Below are 17,640 nucleotides of genomic sequence, written 5' to 3' on the forward strand. Positions count from 1 at the left end.
TTTACCTTTCTAGTCTGCTCGGTTTCCCAAAGTGGGGTCCATTACAATCCGATCTAATTTTTCCAATTTAAACACAATATTGTCACTGACTAGTTGATCTTTTACGCCCCCTTGAATGGTCAGTGCTTTTTCGAGTGTATCTTTATCTCCTATGGCACTAATGATGAAAGGGGCGGGAAATTGTTCACCATCAACCGTAATGACAGGACCGTCACACACAATATATGAATTATTTTTTAACCTCTTCCCGTTTATCGCAATTGCTTCTGCACCGGAGATATACAATTCATTGACGGTTTTCAATACGTGATGTTCATGGACAATAAAATTGTTCACGTTCCCTTCTTCATGATTATAATTCCCATCATTTAACGTGACGATGACTCCTTCTCCTTGGACTTTTACTTTTCCTAAAATCATGCGGAGTTTTTCTGCCTCTTTTGCAGTTTTGGATAAATTTTTTTCATTTTCAGCCATCTCCTTTTCTATGGCAATGATTTTGGCTTGCTTTTCATTCAACTCCTTTTGAAGTTGTCGGTTCTTTTCCTCCAAATCGATTAAATCATTCCGCAATTGAATAGTCCTTTCCCATTCATGATCCGTCATACTCGTATCACTCTGTTGCTTTTTTGTTAATTGATAAGAAAAAGCGATCATAAACCCTAAAACTAAAAAGACAAGGGAAAGAATAACCCGATTAATTTTCATTTTCTTCCCCGCTTTCTTCCGTTGCGTGTTTATCATTTACAGGCTCATCATTTTTTGTGTCTCCATTTTTTATCGATTGATAAGATTTAAAAAATACACCGACTTCTAGATCAACGATTCCTTTTTCTTCAGGTTGTAATTGTTTAACGAGATCCGGGTAATAGACCATTTTTTCAGCAAAAGTTCTTAATGTTGCATGCACCTCATTACCATCATTCATAAAGGCAATGATACTGTATGGATCTGTGTTCTTGGGAGCATAAATAATTTCAGAAATTAATTGTCGAATTTCATCAGGCATTGCTTTTAATTCCTTTATCGTCATCTGTAAAGGTTTATTTTTATCGAAACTTTTTAAGACCGGACCCGGTTGTGTGGTCATATCACTTGTTATTCTGGTCACATGCCCATTTTCCAAAAGCGGTTTTGCTTGTCCTTCGATATATAAAAAACCAATTTGCCTGTATTCCTCAACTTTAATAATGATATGGTTAGGAAATTTCATATCAATTTTCACTTTTTTTACTTCCGGTACTTGTAAAATACGATGTTCGAGTGTACTTTTTTTCATATTCAAAACAATCGATTTGTTTGTTAATTTACTTGCCTTGACAATTTTCTCCTTTGAAGCAAAGTGATTCCCGTCAATCGTCAGCTCCCCTACTCTACTTAAAGGTGATTGGATATAAATAAATCCACAAACAAACAAAAAAAAGAAGAATAATAAAATGATCAGTCTACGGTTTGCCCGCTTTCTTCTTTGCTCTTTTAGTTTGGGCAATCGATCTTCAAGTGATACTACTTTATTTGGCAAAATTCACACCCCACCTGTAAAAGAGGTTACTATTCATATTTTATCGGAATCAAAATAAATTAGGAAGTAAAAATTAAGAATTCAATTTACCGAAAAAGTAGATTTACTGTTTATTGTTTATTACAGCTGTACATAATCGGTAAAGACGATTACTTGCATCTTGAATTCCTATTTTTTTCGAATTTTTTTTCATTCTTTCCAACTTATTTTTATCGGTTAAAATTTGATCAATTGCCTCTAATAGTTTTTTACCCGTTAATTCCTTCTCTAAAATCACTGTTGCTGCCCCGGCTTCTTGCAAACTTATTGCATTTTTTTCTTGATGATTATTCGTTACGTACGGACTTGGAATCAATATACTCGGCAAGCCAATACTGGTAAACTCGGCAATTGATGTTGCTCCGGCTCGGGATACGACTAAATCAACACCGGCAAGAACTTCCGGCATATTATGTATAAATGGAACAACTTTAACATTATCAGGATTTCCGGCATGGGCAATTTTCTCTTTAACCGATTCAAAATGGATTTCCCCGGTAACGTAAAGCACTTGATAGTCCCTAATCGCAAAATCATTGATAACCGATACGACGGCTTCATTAATTGGCCTTGCTCCCCTGGATCCGCTAAATATTAATACCGTTTTCTTTGTTAATGACAAACCCGCCGACTGTCTTCCTTTAATCCCATCGTGTCCTAATACTTCGGTAGCACGAGGATTCCCGGTTAAAACCACTTTATCGCTTGGAAAATATTGTTCAGCTTCTTTGAAAGAGATGGCAATTTTATCAACATATTTACTTAAAAATTTATTTGTTAATCCCGGGATGCTATTTTGTTCATGGATAATGGAAGGGATTTTCAATTGGTGGGCGGCATAAACAACCGGTCCGCATACGTAACCGCCTGTACCAATGACAATATCGGGATTAAATTGTTTCAGCAGTTTTTTGCTTTTATGAACTCCTTTAATAAAGCGGATAATTGTCTTCACATTTTCAAACGATAACTTTCTTTTAAAGCCGGTAATATCAATTGTTTCAAAAGGAATGTGATTTCTCGTCACAATTTTGTTCTCTAAACCTTTTTTCGTACCGATATATAAAACTTGTGTATTTGGATCTTCGGAAATTGCTGTTTTAATGAAAGCAAGTGCAGGATATATATGTCCTCCAGTTCCTCCACCACTTATAACGATTCTCATCGATGTTCACCTCATGCTCATTCTTTGTGAAATTTATCTTACACCATTTCAACCAGTTTCGGGGAAATGTATTAAAAATGTAAACAGCTTTTTATGAATATGAAACTCATGTATTACCATTTTATGATTTTATGACAAAAGAAACAAATGAAAAAAGAGGAAATCAAAAATTTCGATTTCCCCTGTATCTGAAAAAAGTTTTTCATTTCTAATTGCTCAGAAATGAAAGCTATATTCGACTGTAGCGGCTAATATTTAGTAAAATTCCCATCGCCATCAGCATTAACGTTAGAGAAGAACCGCCGTAGCTGAAAAATGGTAAAGTAATACCTGTTACAGGTATTAGATTAATGACAACACCTATATTAATCATCACTTGAAAAGCAACCATAGAGATGATTCCAACAGCGAGAAAGCTGCCGTATAAATCAGGTGCATTTAAGGCTGTACGAATTCCTCTCCATAATAATAAGGCAAAAAGCAATAAGACAAATGCCCCGCCAATAAAGCCGAGTTCTTCCGCTAAGATGGCAAAGATAAAATCCGTTTGCGGTTCCGGTAAGTAAAAGAACTTTTGTCTACTTTGTCCCAGTCCAAGACCGAACAACCCCCCCGGCCCGATCGCATATAGAGATTGAATGGTTTGAAATCCGCTTCCTAAAGGGTCTTCCCACGGATCAAGAAAAGCCGTAATTCGTTTTATTCGATAAGGTGCTGCCGCAATTAACCCGACAAAACCTGCTAAACCAATTAAACCCAGCCCGATAAAATGAGCAATGCGAGCACCGCTGACAAAAATCATAATGAGGCAAGTTCCTACCATAACGGTGCCCGTACCCAGATCAGGTTGAAGCATAATCAGCGCAAAAGCGGTAAAAACTAAACCGAGACTTGGTACTAAACCTTTCTTAAAAGAAGTAATATTTTTTTGATTTTCCGATAAAAATTTTGCAAGGTATATAATCATCGCCAGTTTCATAAATTCCGACGGCTGAATAGAAAATGCCCCGACGCCAATCCAGCTTCGGGAACCGTTACGGACATTCCCTATTCCCGGAATTAAAACTGCGATTAACAGGACAAAACAAGTGATCAATATGACTTTCGACCAGGATCGCCAAGTCCAATAATCAATATTCATGATAAAAAACATAGCAATCAAACCGATAATAGCAAAAAGCAACTGCCTTTTCGCAAAATAAAACGAATCATCAAATCGGTAATCGGCCCAAACCGCACTTGCACTATACACCATAATCAAGCCAAGTGATAAAAGAGCTAATATCACGATGACTAAAATAAAGTCCGGAGTTGTTTTTTTCACTGGCAAAGCAGGTCACCTCATTAACACGGATTAGAGCCTGTACACAAAGGAAGAAAAGTAACACAGTTGGAAGCAAATCATATTTTAAAGCTCTTGCTTCTAGAACCTTGTCGATTTTTCCTCCTTGTCCATCTTATACAGCCTCTATACTAACTTATGCACCGCCCCCATAAAAATGTCTCCTCTTACTTCAAAACTTTTATATTGATCCCAACTGGCACATGCCGGTGATAAAAGAATGACATCACCTTTTTCCGATAAGGCGTAACTTAAAGGGACAGCCTCTTGTACATTATCGACGATAAAAATCTTTTCTATCCCTGCTTTTTTGCCGGTTTGAACTAATTTTTCCTTTGTTTGGCCAAAGGTAATTAGTGCCTTAACATTTTTCAGTGATGGAATGAGGTCATCAAAATCATTCCCACGATCAAGCCCGCCTGCCAATAAAATAATCGGACGGTTGAAAGCGGAAAGGGCAGATTTTGTCGCTAACGTATTCGTTGCTTTCGAGTCATTATAAAAAACTCGGCCATTAATTTCTTTGACAAATTGCAACCGATGTTCGACACCGCGAAAAGTTGTTAGCACTTGCTCAATATGCTCATTTGCGACACCCATTAATTTTGCACTGGCAACACTGGCCAAAATATTTTCAAGATTATGCTTTCCGGGAAGAACAACTTTTTGATAATCAATCACTTTTTCCCCTTGGAAATAAATAAACCCATCTTTAAGCGATGCCCCTTCCGGCAAATATTTCTCTTTTGAAAACGGAATGACGGTTCCTTTTGCTTCTTTCGCTATTTGCCTACCTTCTTCTTGATCAAAGTTTAAAATGGCAAAATCAGTTTTCGTCTGGTTTTTCAATATATTCTTTTTTGCGTTTATATACTGTTCTCTTGACCCGTGAAAATCAAGATGTGCCTCATATATATTTGTAATCACAGCGATGCGCGGACGAAAATGAACGATTCCCATCAGTTGAAAGGAAGATAATTCTGTCACAATAATATTTTTCTCTGTCGCCATCCTCGCAACATCCGAAGCGACCGTACCAATATTTCCAGCAATAAGCGGATTTTTATTACCTTGTTTCAGCATTTCAAAAATTAATGTAGTTGTTGTCGTTTTACCGTTTGTTCCGGTAATACCGATAAATCTCGCTTCAGAGATTTGATAAGCTAATTCAACTTCCGTAATTACCGGAATCCCCCGTTTCATTGCATCTTGGATCAATTCATTTCGATAAGGAATTCCCGGATTTTTTACAATCAATTCAAATCCTTCATCAAGAAGATCTTTCGGATGTTCCCCACAAATTACTTTTATCCCTTTTTCCAGTAAGGTTTGTGCTTCGGGATTTTCCGAAAAAGGTTTTCGATCGTTAACAGTGACAATTGCACCTAATTCGTGCAAAAGACTTGCACTACTTGCGCCGCTTTTTGCCAGTCCTAACACTAAAATCTTTTTGTTTTTATACGCCGTTATGTTTTTCAATTATAACCACACCTCGATATAAATTCCTAAAGCTGCAAATAATAATCCGACGGTCCAAAAGGTAACGACAACACGCCATTCACTCCAGCCTGATAATTCATAATGGTGATGCAAAGGGCTCATCCGGAATACCCGTTTTCCTGTTGTTTTAAACGAAACAACTTGAATGATAACAGATAAAGTTTCAATGACGAAAATTCCGCCTATAATGACGAGTAATAATTCTAAATTCGTTAAAATGGACATGGTTGCAATCGCACCACCTAAAGCTAAAGAACCGGTATCACCCATAAACACTTTTGCAGGGTGTGCGTTAAAGACGAGAAATCCTAATACAGCCCCAACAACAGCGACACCGAATATGGCAATATCAAATTGATCCTGATACCACGCCAAAACCGCATACGCTCCAAAGGCAATCGCTGCCGTTCCTGATAACAACCCATCGAGGCCATCCGTTAAATTGACCGCATTGGAAAACCCGACAAGCCAAAAAATGATAAATAAAACGTATAACCAGCCCAACTCAATCGAATAATTGACAACCGGAATCGTGATTGTTGTTGGCATTCCATAGGAGTGATAAATAACATAAAAGACTGCCGCAATAATGATTTGCCCAAATAATTTTTGCTTCGATGTCAGTCCAAGATTTCTTTTCATTACTACTTTAATAAAATCATCCAAAAATCCGAGAATCCCAAAACCGATTGTCACCAATAGAAGAAGATACGTTTCTACCGTCATGTTTGAAAATTGGTTTGTCATAAAGATGGTCGTTACAATGATGGAGAGTAAAATCATAATTCCGCCCATCGTTGGTGTTCCCGATTTTTTTTGGTGCGATTTTGGCCCTTCTTCCCGAATGCTTTGTCCAAATTTCAATCTTTTCAAAAATGGAATAAACAAAGGTGAAAGGAAGACAGTAATTAAAAATGCTAAAATAATTGTATATAAAATGACTTGTTCCAACAACATTACGTCCTCCCTTTCTATTGATCAAAATCTGTATTTCGTTTCGTTGTTTGAAATTTTTTATACTTTTCTGTTATGCACTTTTTGGCAATTTGTCGATCATCAAAATCAATCACCTTGTCTCCGATAATTTGATAGGTTTCGTGTCCTTTTCCTGCAATTAAGACGACATCCCCGTCATTAGCCTGTTCAATCGCGTAATGAATCGCCTCTTTTCTGTCAGGAATTACTTTGTAAGAAAGTCCACTTACACCTTTTTCCATATCATTTAATATGGCCATCGGGTCCTCGGATCTTGGATTGTCTGATGTAAAAATGGCATCTGAGGCATATGTACATGCGATTCGTGCCATTAATGGTCGCTTCCCATGATCGCGGTCCCCGCCGCAACCAACAACAACAAAAATGCGTGAATGAGGCAAAGAAGTGACTGTTTTCAGGACGTTTTCCAAACTATCCGGTGTGTGAGCATAATCGACAATGACCGGAAACTTCTGTCCGGCTTGAACCAATTCAAACCGTCCGGGAACCCCGGCAAAACTGGATAGACTGTTAATCATTGTGTCTATATTTATACCTGCTGCTAAACCAACCGAAACTGCTGCAAGTACATTATAAACATTAAAAATACCAATCAATTTCGTCGTAACTTGCCTGTTTCCTTTCGGTGTTATTAAATGGAAAGTTGTCCCTTGACCAGTAAAATTTACATTCTCTGCACGAACATCACAGGCATTTTTCATTCCGTATGTAATGATGTGGGCAGAGGTCATTTTCATATATTCTTCTGTCGTTGAATCGTCCGCATTTAATACTGCATACTTTTTTCTGTTTTCATAGTAGGTATTACCAAGTTGAGAAAACAATAAACTTTTTGCTTTCTTATATTCTTCCATCGTTTTATGGTAATCCAAATGATCTTGTGTCAAATTTGTAAATACAGCAATATCAAAATCACAGCCCCGAACCCGACCTTGAACTAATGCATGAGAAGAGACTTCCATACTGACCGCTTCCACATGTTCATTCAACATTTGTCGAAATGTTTTCTGCAATGTCAAACTGTCCGGGGTTGTATTTTTCGTTTCGGTCGTCTTGTTTCCAAATTTCGAATACAGAGTGCCAATGAGCCCGGTTTTTTTATTGGCTGCACGAAATATATGATCAACTAAATGACTGACAGATGTTTTCCCGTTCGTTCCTGTTATCCCGACGAGAAATAGTTCATGAGTAGGATGTTGATAAAAAGCATCGGCTAAAATCGCCATTGCTCTATTTGTATCGGGAACAATAATATTTGGTACATTCACCGCTAATTTCCGATTTGAAAGAATGGCAACCGCACCTTTTTCAATAGCTTCGTGAGCAAACTCGTGTCCATCAAATCTTGATCCTTCAATGCAAATAAATAAGGTCCCTTCTTTCACTTTTCTCGTATCTTGTTCGATAGCTAAAATGTCTGGATTATCTTCACCATTCATCTGTTTTACAAATGGCAGATGAGTTAATAATGTATGTAATTTCATTAAAACATCTCCTTCTAAGTAGAAAACATTATTTCCTATTAAAAGCAATTGCTTGAACTGTAAAAATACCATCATTCATTTTACATGAATCTGTTCTCTTTTTCTACGTCTCTTTTTAAAACAAGAGAAATCTTTAGAAACAAAAATTTATGATTATCCATCATAACCATTGTACTTTCAATATATTCTATTTATGTTGGCCTTAGTTATTTTTATTCTTAAAATTTTTGCTAACAAACAATTGAGCTTCACTGTTTGAAAATTTATCCTTAAGTATGAAAAAAGACGTTCTTTTAGCAAGAGCGTCTTTTTTCTGTCTCATTCAACTATTTTATTCCAAATATATTCTTATAGTCGAGCCTTCTTCTACTTTTGTACCGGGATCCGGTGCCTGTTTCACAATTTTTTCACCTTCACCGCTAATATCAAGTTTCAAATTGAACAGTTGATTAACAATTTCGTTCTTTTCTAAGCCAACTAAATTAGGGACTTCGATCATCGGTGTATCTAGCCAAGTTACTTTCTTTTCCAACTGATTTTTTCTCTGCTCTACACCGAGTACACGCATGCTATCTTCAATAATATTGCCGACGATGGGAGCGGCTACCTGACCGCCAAATTGGATAGCATTTTTTGGATTATCAACGGCTACATAAACGACGATTTGCGGATCATCCGCCGGTGCAAAACCAATAAAAGAGAGAATATAATTATTTTCCAAATATCGACCACCTTGTGCTTTCTGTGCAGTACCGGTCTTCCCGCCTACACGGTAGCCATCGATAAATGCTTTTTTCCCGCTTCCTTGAGCAACAACGCTTTCCAATGCATAGCGAATCTGCTCGGAAGTCTTTTCGGAAATGACTTTTCTTTTTGCCACCGGGCTTTTCTTCATGACAACCTCATTGGTTTGGGAATCGACCAGTTGTTTTGCCACATACGGCTGATATAAAGTACCTCCGTTTATCGCCGCTGAGACAGCAGCCACTTGCTGAATAGGCGTAACGGAAACCCCTTGTCCAAATGCCGTGGTTGCTAATTCAACAGGACCAACTTTATCCAAAGGAAACAGAATTCCCGTACCTTCTCCCTCTAGGTCGATACCGGTTTTTTGTCCGAACCCGAAATTATGGATATATTTAAACAAAGTATCCTTTCCTAATCGTTGACCCATTTCAATAAATCCCGGGTTGCAAGAGTTTTGAACAACCTCTAAAAAGGTTTGAGAGCCATGCCCGCCCCTTTTCCAACAATGCAGTTGCGTACCTCCGACTTCCACATGTCCTGAATCGTAAAACCGATCCTTCTCAAGATTGACTTTTCCTTCTTCCAGCGCGGCAGCAAGCGTAATAATTTTGAAGGTAGAACCCGGTTCGTAAGTACTCCATATCGGAATATTTCGATTATATATTTCCGGGGCAACGTTTTGGAAATCGGACGGATCAAAATTCGGCCTGGATGCCATACCTAAAATTTCACCATTATTTGGATTCATCGCAATGGCAAGGAGTCCATCAGGATTATATTTTGCCTCGGCATTATCCAATTCCCGCTCCATAATCGTCTGGATTTGTGAATCAATGGTGAGAACAAGATTATATCCATTGACAGGTTCTTGAAAGTCATCAGGCATATTTTTCATCCGTTCGCCCTTTGCTGTTGAATAAAACTGCACAGAGCCTTTTGCACCGGATAATTCTTTATCATAAGAAAGTTCCAATCCTGTTAATCCTTGATTGTCTATTCCTGTAAAACCAAGCACATGAGATAAATAGTCGCCAAAAGGATAGTATCGTTTTGAATCTTCCGCTATATAGACCCCGGGTAAATTTAAGTTTTCGACTTCTTTCGCTTTTTCATTAGTAATTTTTCGCCCGGATTTTAATCGTTCCATACTTGATTTTTTTGTGATTTGCTGATAAACATCCTGTACATTTGCGTTAAGAATATTTGCCAATTTTTCCGCAGTGTCAGCCGGGTTTTTGATTTGCCTCGGTACTACATAAACCGTCGGAGCACTTATATTTGTGGCAAGGGCAACTCCATTTCGATCAACGATTTCCCCACGTTTTGGTTCGAACGGGATTTCCCGGTTCCAAGAGTTTTTCGCCCGCTCTGTTAACATATCACTTAAAGCAAATTGAATAAACCCAAGTCGGAAGATTAAAACAAGAAAAACAAAAAATCCAGCAAGAAGGACAAATGCCAGCCGTTTTCTTACCGTCACATGAGATACTCTGCGCAAATAAAACAAACCTCCTTTCAAGGCCTGTTTTATTTATATGCATGTCCAATCTACAATAGAACAACAATGAGCTAGGGGTTAATTTCAAAAAGAAAAGGATTGTCCGAGTTTGCATCCGCAAATTGAACAATCCCTATCTTGTATTTTATTCATCTGTTTGATTTGTCTCTTCCCCGCTGTTATTGACTGCCGGCTGTAATGTGATTTGTAAATTACTCTCTTTTGTAATAACCGTATCGGGATCAAGATTTTGTGATGTTACAAACCCATTCCCTTCAAAAGAAAACTGCATATTTGTTGCATGAACAAGTTTCATCACATCACTCAACGACCAATTATGAATATCCGGCATCTTCCACTGTCCATCCGTAACAACAATAACGCGTTCACCGTTCAATAATTTTGCCCCGGCACTCGGATATATCTTTTGGACGTTTGCACCATCACCGAGGACAACCGGTACCAAACCAAGCGACGACAATTTTGCTACGACTTCACCTGTATTTTTCGATGAATAGTCCGGAACATTTATTACTTTTGCTTTTTCTACTGACTCATCTGGTTTGATTTTTAAATATTGTAAACTATTTTTCATAACCGGATTAAATATTTTCGATACCGGTTCAGAACCACTTTCAAAACTTTCATCGTCCAAGTTAGGTTGTTGAACAAGGACATAGACGATCAACTCCGGATTATCAGCGGGTGCAAATCCAATAAAAGAAAATAAATAATTATCCCAACCGGTTAAATAGCCTTTTTCTTTTTCGTAAATTTGCGCAGTCCCTGTTTTTCCGGCAACACGATATCCATCAATGCGAAAACCTTTTCCTGTACCGATATCGCTCGTTACCGTAGACTCCAAGACATCAATCACTTGTTTGGCTGTATCAGCAGAAATCGGTTTACCGACTTCACCCATATTCGATCCTTTTACGGTTTTCCCGTTGTTATCCACTATTTTCTCTACTAAATAGGGACGCATCATTTTCCCTTCATTAGTAATAGCGGTCATCGCTTGAATCATTTGTAGGGCGGTCACACTGGTAGCTTGCCCATAGGCGGTTGAATAGCGATCACGTTCCCATTGATATTGAATCGTTCCAGTTGCTTCACTGGGCAATTCAATTCCGGTTGTTTGTCCAAATTTAAATTTATCCAAATAATTTCTGAACGTATCTGTTCCCATTTTTTTAACAAGATTCGCAACTGCAACGTTTGATGAACGCTGAATCCCTTCTAAGTACGAAATTGGTCCCCAGCCTACTTTATTATGGTCATGAATGGCCGGTGCCCCTTCTACGGAAAATGAACCGGATTGATAGGCTTCATTCGGATTCCATACCCCTTCCTCAATGCTGGATGCCAGTGTAACTACTTTCATCGTTGATCCGGGTTCATAGGCATTTTCCACAATCATGTTATGCCAATTATTTTCAACACCTTCTCTCGTGTTCGGATCAAATGTCGGTCGTTGTGACATGGCAAGTATTGCTCCGGTTTTAGCATCGGCAACAATTCCCATTATATTTTTTGGATTATATTCCGTTTGTACATCATTCATTGCGTCTTCCAAAAACGTTTGAATTTTTTTGTCTATCGTTACATATACTGTGTCACCATTTTTAGGTTCAGTTATTTTCGTTGCAGCTGAAGGTAATATATATCCCCAACTGTCACTTTTGTAAGTAATCTTCCCGTCTTTACCTTGTAAATACTCATCTAAACTTTTTTCCAAGCCCATTTGTCCAACCAATGTTTTGCCACCGGTCTTGTTATTTTGATAATTGGTAAATCCGAGTAGATGGGAAGCAAAATCTCCATTTGGATAAGCTCGTTTTGACTCGCGAATAAAAGTAATACCAGGAAGTTTTAATGCTTCAATTTTCGATTTTACTTCATTGGTTAAGTTTTTTCCGGCTGCACCAAATTCCACTTGAAACAGGTCTTTTGTCAACTGTTTATATATTTCCGATTCTTCCATTGGAATATATTTTGCCAATTCCTTTGCCGTTTTTTCCGGATCAACGACATGATTCGGCGTTTTTGCGTTATCCGGAGTAACGGAAGGGTCTAAAATTGCGACCAATTTATAAGTAATCGTATCAGTTGCCAACGGTTCTCCGGTTCGATCCACAATATCACCGCGGGAAGCTTGTAAAGTTCTTTGCTTTGTATATTTTTCCTCAGCATACACCTTTAACGATTTCCCTTCAACTTGTCCGGTCAGTTGAATAACAAAAAATCTGTATGTTAAAGAAAATAACAGAAAACTAAATCCAATAAATAATATTAGTCCTCTTTTATTCATACTAGGTCTTTTTTTCATTTCCCCGGAACAACCTTTACGTTATCTGCATTATTTTTTAGGCCTTGTTCCTTTGCTTCTTGCATAACCCTCTTATAATTGCTGTACTCGTTCATTTGAGCCTTCAAATCTTCCGTTACTTTTTCCTGTTTTTCAATCGTCGCTTCTACCTGCTGAATTTCTTTATTTACTTGATAAATATGTGCTTGGTTTGACACGATTTTTACAGAAAAAAAACAAACGACAGTTGCAAAAAGTATGTACAATACTTTCTCACCTTTTGTGAACAGCTTTTTTTTCACTTTCGGTTTTGCTAATGTTTTTGGTTGTTGAATTTCTACCGATTGATATTTTTTCGCCAAATTACTCATAGGTACGCCTCCTAATCAGTCTTTTATTTTTTCAGCAATTCTCAGTTTTGCTGAACGAGCTCGATTATTTCGAATAAGTTCTTCTTCAGACGGTACGATTGGTTTTCGCGTTATCACTTTTAAAACAGGTTGATATTCATCGGGAATTATAGGTAATCCGGATGGCAAATCCGGTATCGTTGCATATTTTTTAAAAATAGTTTTGGTTATGCGGTCTTCCAAAGAGTGAAAAGTGATGACTGCCGTTCTGCCGCCGACTTTTAAAAGCTCAATACTTTGCTCCAGTGATTTTTCAAAACTGTTTAATTCATCATTCACGGCAATCCGAATCGCTTGAAAAATCCGTTTGGCCGGATGTCCACCCTTCCTTCTTGCCGGAAGAGGTATCGATTCCTTGATAATTTCCACAAGTTGTCCCGTTGTTTCAATCGTCTGTTTTTCACGGAAACGTTCAATATTTCGGGCAATTTGCTTGGAAAACTTCTCTTCTCCATATTTAAAAAAAATTTTTACCAGTTTTTCGTAAGGCCATTCATTCACAACTTCTTTTGCAGAAATGGGGGAATGTTGATCCATCCGCATATCTAAAGGTGCATCATGATGGTAGCTAAAGCCACGGGCGGGTTCGTCTAATTGCGGTGATGATACGCCGAGATCATATAAAATACCATCCACTTGAAACACATTTCGAATATGTAATTCCTCTTTTAAATGAGCAAAATTTCGGTGAATAATTTCTAATCGATTCCCATAGATAGCAAGTTTCTTTTTCGCATTTTCAACAGCTGTCAGATCCTGGTCAAAAGCGTAAACTTTGCCCTTTTCTGATAATCGTTTTAAAATTTCTTCCGTATGCCCGGCACCGCCAAGTGTACAATCAACATAGATTCCGTCCGGCTTAATATTTAGACCCTCAACAGCTTCTCGTAAAAGGACTGTCGTATGTTGAAACATGATGTCTCCTACCTTCCTGTTTTAGGACATATGTTTTTTTCCTAACCTTCATTATGTTTGGCAGACACAATAGCATTTACATATTGTTCCCATTTATAAATCAATATCAATCAAATTCTCTGCAATGTCTGCAAAAGATTCCTCTGATTGATTAAAATATTCTTCCCAAATATGCTGGTTCCAAATTTCAATTCGGTTGGATACACCAATTACCACGCATTCTTTTTCAATTTTTCCATATTGGAGTAATGGAGTGGGGATATTCACCCGACCTTGTTTATCAATCTCACATTCCGTGGCACCGGAGAAGAAAAAGCGGGCAAATGCACGTGCATCTTTCTTTGTCATAGGGAGGGATTTAATTTTTTCCTCGATTACTTTCCATTCGGTCATGGGGTACCCGAAAATACATTGATCAAGGCCACGTGTCAATACAAAAACTTCACCGAGATATTCCCGGAATTTTGCCGGAACGATTAATCTACCTTTTGTATCAACATTATGGCGATATTCCCCCATGAACATATCTATCCCTCCACTTTATACCACCAATTTACCACATTCCCCCACTTTCTTCCACTCTTTTTTTAATTCGCCAGTAAATTGTAAAATCCTTTTAAAAAACAAAAAAACTACCTAAAATATTTAGGCAGTTTTTTAAGCTATAATTTTACAAGATAATGGTTTCCGTTACAGGTAAACGGCAATTCCAGTAAACGATCGATGAAATCCAGCCCGTGTTGATTTAAAAAGTAAAAAACATTCCAACATCGTTCTTGTAATCCGTCAAAAGGATGGAGAAACTCATTAATTCTATCAAACTTTGCTAATAACAATTCATGCTTTTTTATTATCGTTTCATCGGTTTTATTTTTTAAAAATTCCAATTGAGAGAGAACAAACTGAGCATTTTTTTGAATGATTTTTTCTAACCCTTTATCATACGTAATGATGGTATTTGCCAGCTTGTCGTATTGTTCTCGAATGACTTGTCTTGAAATTTCTAATTGTCTCTCAATCTGGTTATTTTGTAAAGACTTAAATGTTTTTTGTTTTTCCGGTTCCGTTCCATTCAATAAAATATTTTTTATTGAAAGATTTAAATCATTTATATCACTTTCAATATTTCTTTCTAAAAAGGAAATATTGATTCTTGGAAAAACCGGTGGAATTTTAAGTCCAAAAAGCTCAAAACATGATTTTAGTTCCGCCCAATAGGCAATTTCGCCGGGTCCGGCAACAAACGCAATTGTCGGAAACAGAAATTCTTGCATGATCGGCCTCGTCACAACATTATTGCTGAATTTTTCCGGATTTTCTCGGGCCGCTTTAACCAAATCGCTTTTTGTAAAAGCAACATTTCTCCCGATAATCAGGTTTTTCCCCGGGTCATATTGCAATAATGTTCGTTCTTCCCTTTCTTCATGAAACAGCTGCAGACTGGACGATTTTGTCTCAATCGTTTTACTGAACCCTTGAGCCAATAATTCTTCTTGTTTGGACAGAAGGCGATCCGTTATTTGTTCACCATATTCAATCATAAGTTGAAAATAGGTACTTTCGATTTTTCTTAAATCAGGATGTGCCGAATCAATAAGTAAAAGTCCATAATTTTTAAATAGTTCATTCACAATACTTACAAAAAACTCCGTGTATGTATGAGATTTGGACAAGCAATCGTATAAAAATTGTAATATCCCTTTCGTATGTTCGGTTTCTCCAAAAGACGCAATAATCTTTTTATACCAAGATTCCATTTGATCTTTATCGAATTCAATCCGGGAGATCATTCGTTTCTCACTTGGTAATTTTTGCGGAAATATTGATTTAACGAGACGCTGCTTTTCCAGTTTAAATACATGATTTACTTCCTGAATATCATGGTCTTCACCGGCAACCCAAAATACCGGGACAACCGGTTGTTGAAGAAATGTTTCTTGTTGTTTTGCCAATAAAACGATAGAAATCATTTTATGAATAGAATACAATGGACCCGTTAATAGACCTGCCTGTTGACCGCCGATAACAACAACACTGTTTTCGTTTTCTAATTTTTGTAAATTGCTCTCAATTTGTTTTGTCATTGAGAATTTACTCATATATTCTCGGATATGATTGGCTAGAGCCTTACGCGGAAAAGTTCGCTCCGTTAATTCATTATATCTTTTGACCAGGTCATCTTTGTTCCGAAAAGAATAGTGAAAAAACGAGTGGTCTCCAAAATGAACATATTGATTAACCAGCTTGTTTTTTATGTCAAGTTGCAGTTGAAGCAATTCCATATGTCAATCTCCTTTCCTTTCAATCATTCGTTATTTCTACTGACCCAGTAAAGAAAAAGCACTGGTGATTATTCCATACACCATTAAGCAAACATAAAGGAGAAAGAAAATTAAAAACATTAATCGCCAAAAGCCGCGAAAAATTTTTATAAAATCAAATCTGCTCTTTTCTTTCCAATAAATCCAACTAAATAACATGAAACATAATATCATAAAAACAATAAGGGGGAAAAACAATGAACGATCCCAAATAATTATAGCAAGAAAATAAACAGACAGGATAAAAAAGATCGTTGAAATATCAGCTGCCTGTTGAAAAGCTGTTTGTCTCCGTTTTCTCAATAAGAGTAAGATACTGAGTACAACAATAAATAATAAAGCGGGCAATAATATAAATACAGAAATGATCGTTGAAAGAAGGGAAGCCAATTGATTTTACCTCTCCATTCCTTTTATACTATGATATAAAAATTGCAAAACAGGAACCTTTAAGTCTTTTGTTTCTGCCATATTGAGAAGCCCGCCTATAATACCGTCAATTTCTGTTTGACGATGGTTTAGAATATCTTTCAACATCGATGATTGATTACTAGCTGTGTTCTCACAAATCGTTTTAATTCGCATAAATATCCTTTCACGGTCGGATATATCTAAAATCCTGACCACTTCATCAAGGACAAGATGAACTAAGTGAAGATAATGGCTGTTCAACATTAATTCTCCGTTTTTTGCTTTTAGTATGGCGGTCAGTGGATTTATTACGGCATTGACAATCAATTTTCCAAACACCATTTCCAGATAATCTTTTTCAAAAATAAAAGGGAAGGGAATCGTATTAAGCCTGTGAATAATTGGTCCAACGAACTGTTCATTGCCACGGAATATCGCCAGTCTTGTAAGTCCCTCCCCGGTGTGATGAACATAATTAGTCTTCTCTTTTAGTGCACCATGTTCGACGACCCCTACGATAATAGTCTCATGTGAGAGATTTTCAATAAACTTCAAATGAGCTACTCCATTTTGAATAAAAATTAGCGGGGTTTGAGAAGGAATATGATGGAATACCCTTTCGATTTGTTCCAGTTGGTATTGTTTGACAGCAATAATGAAAAGATCTTCAGCTGAAATTTCATCTGACGGTTGCGCTTTTATTGTGAAATTATCTACAGTTCCATGGTGTTTCAAATAAATTCCATATTTATTAATTAGTCGCACCTGTTCATTTGTTCTGCAATACAGTGTCACTTGATTGCTTTTACTTAAATAACAGGCAAAAAGCAGCCCGATTGCACCGCCACCGATAATCCCGATCCGCATAAAACCGCCACCTATCTTATATTCTAGATTCATATTAACAGAAACTGCCACAGGTGACACGAAAAAAACATAAAAATAATGATATTAAAATTAGTCAACCATCTATAAACAGTCA

Annotated in this window: 15 protein-coding genes; all 15 read right to left on the reverse strand. The window is 37.2% G+C overall.

From position 1 onward, the window contains the following. Positions 1–9: 9 nt before the first annotated feature. Positions 10–708 (reverse strand): DUF881 domain-containing protein, encoded by a 699-nt coding sequence (locus LIZ98_RS01150; RefSeq protein ID WP_227138709.1) that lies wholly within the window; start codon positions 706–708, stop codon positions 10–12. Next, entirely contained in the window at positions 698–1,522 is an 825-nt protein-coding gene (locus LIZ98_RS01155) for a cell division protein FtsQ/DivIB (RefSeq protein ID WP_227138708.1), read from the reverse strand. Before LIZ98_RS01155 ends, LIZ98_RS01150 begins: the two co-directional genes overlap by 11 nt. Positions 1,523–1,625: 103 nt before the next feature. Next, positions 1,626–2,726 (reverse strand): undecaprenyldiphospho-muramoylpentapeptide beta-N-acetylglucosaminyltransferase, encoded by a 1,101-nt coding sequence (gene murG, locus LIZ98_RS01160; RefSeq protein WP_041846652.1) that lies wholly within the window; start codon positions 2,724–2,726, stop codon positions 1,626–1,628. A 229-nt stretch (positions 2,727–2,955) separates the two neighbouring features. Then, positions 2,956–4,056: a stage V sporulation protein E gene (gene spoVE / locus LIZ98_RS01165; RefSeq protein ID WP_034769613.1), complete on the reverse strand. Its 1,101-nt coding sequence runs from the start codon at positions 4,054–4,056 to the stop codon at positions 2,956–2,958. A gap of 138 nt (positions 4,057–4,194) precedes the next feature. Continuing rightward, positions 4,195–5,547, reverse strand: a complete 1,353-nt coding sequence (gene murD, locus LIZ98_RS01170) for a UDP-N-acetylmuramoyl-L-alanine--D-glutamate ligase (RefSeq protein ID WP_227138707.1) — start codon at positions 5,545–5,547, stop codon at positions 4,195–4,197. Continuing rightward, a complete protein-coding gene (gene mraY, locus LIZ98_RS01175; protein WP_034769852.1) occupies positions 5,548–6,522 on the reverse strand; it encodes a phospho-N-acetylmuramoyl-pentapeptide-transferase in 975 nt (324 codons plus the stop codon). A 17-nt stretch (positions 6,523–6,539) separates the two neighbouring features. Next, on the reverse strand, positions 6,540–8,048 hold the full coding sequence (locus LIZ98_RS01180) for a UDP-N-acetylmuramoyl-L-alanyl-D-glutamate--2,6-diaminopimelate ligase (protein WP_227138706.1): 1,509 nt from the start codon (positions 8,046–8,048) through the stop codon (positions 6,540–6,542). A gap of 331 nt (positions 8,049–8,379) precedes the next feature. Continuing rightward, positions 8,380–10,293 (reverse strand): stage V sporulation protein D, encoded by a 1,914-nt coding sequence (locus LIZ98_RS01185; protein WP_227138705.1) that lies wholly within the window; start codon positions 10,291–10,293, stop codon positions 8,380–8,382. Between the two features lie 145 nt (positions 10,294–10,438). Further along, positions 10,439–12,622, reverse strand: coding sequence for a penicillin-binding protein (locus tag LIZ98_RS01190; protein WP_227138704.1), 2,184 nt, complete (start codon positions 12,620–12,622; stop codon positions 10,439–10,441). Beyond that, complete coding sequence (ftsL, locus tag LIZ98_RS01195) at positions 12,619–12,972, reverse strand: cell division protein FtsL (RefSeq protein ID WP_227138703.1); 354 nt, start codon at positions 12,970–12,972, stop codon at positions 12,619–12,621. Before ftsL ends, LIZ98_RS01190 begins: the two co-directional genes overlap by 4 nt. Positions 12,973–12,987: 15 nt before the next feature. Continuing rightward, on the reverse strand, positions 12,988–13,926 hold the full coding sequence (gene rsmH / locus LIZ98_RS01200) for a 16S rRNA (cytosine(1402)-N(4))-methyltransferase RsmH (RefSeq protein WP_108897893.1): 939 nt from the start codon (positions 13,924–13,926) through the stop codon (positions 12,988–12,990). 93 nt (positions 13,927–14,019) lie between these two features. Further along, positions 14,020–14,451 carry a division/cell wall cluster transcriptional repressor MraZ gene (gene mraZ, locus LIZ98_RS01205; protein WP_034769598.1) on the reverse strand — a complete coding sequence of 144 codons (432 nt, stop codon included), beginning with the start codon at positions 14,449–14,451 and terminating at the stop codon, positions 14,020–14,022. A gap of 137 nt (positions 14,452–14,588) precedes the next feature. After that, complete coding sequence (gene bshC, locus LIZ98_RS01210; RefSeq protein WP_227138702.1) at positions 14,589–16,208, reverse strand: bacillithiol biosynthesis cysteine-adding enzyme BshC; 1,620 nt, start codon at positions 16,206–16,208, stop codon at positions 14,589–14,591. A gap of 36 nt (positions 16,209–16,244) precedes the next feature. After that, positions 16,245–16,637, reverse strand: coding sequence for a DUF3397 domain-containing protein (locus LIZ98_RS18155; protein ID WP_227202908.1), 393 nt, complete (start codon positions 16,635–16,637; stop codon positions 16,245–16,247). Between the two features lie 6 nt (positions 16,638–16,643). Then, positions 16,644–17,558, reverse strand: a complete 915-nt coding sequence (locus tag LIZ98_RS01220) for a 2-dehydropantoate 2-reductase (protein WP_108897890.1) — start codon at positions 17,556–17,558, stop codon at positions 16,644–16,646. Positions 17,559–17,640 lie beyond the last annotated feature (82 nt).

This window comes from Caldibacillus sp. 210928-DFI.2.18 (assembly GCF_020554505.1).
Lineage (GTDB): Bacteria > Bacillota > Bacilli > Bacillales > Caldibacillaceae > Caldifermentibacillus > Caldifermentibacillus hisashii.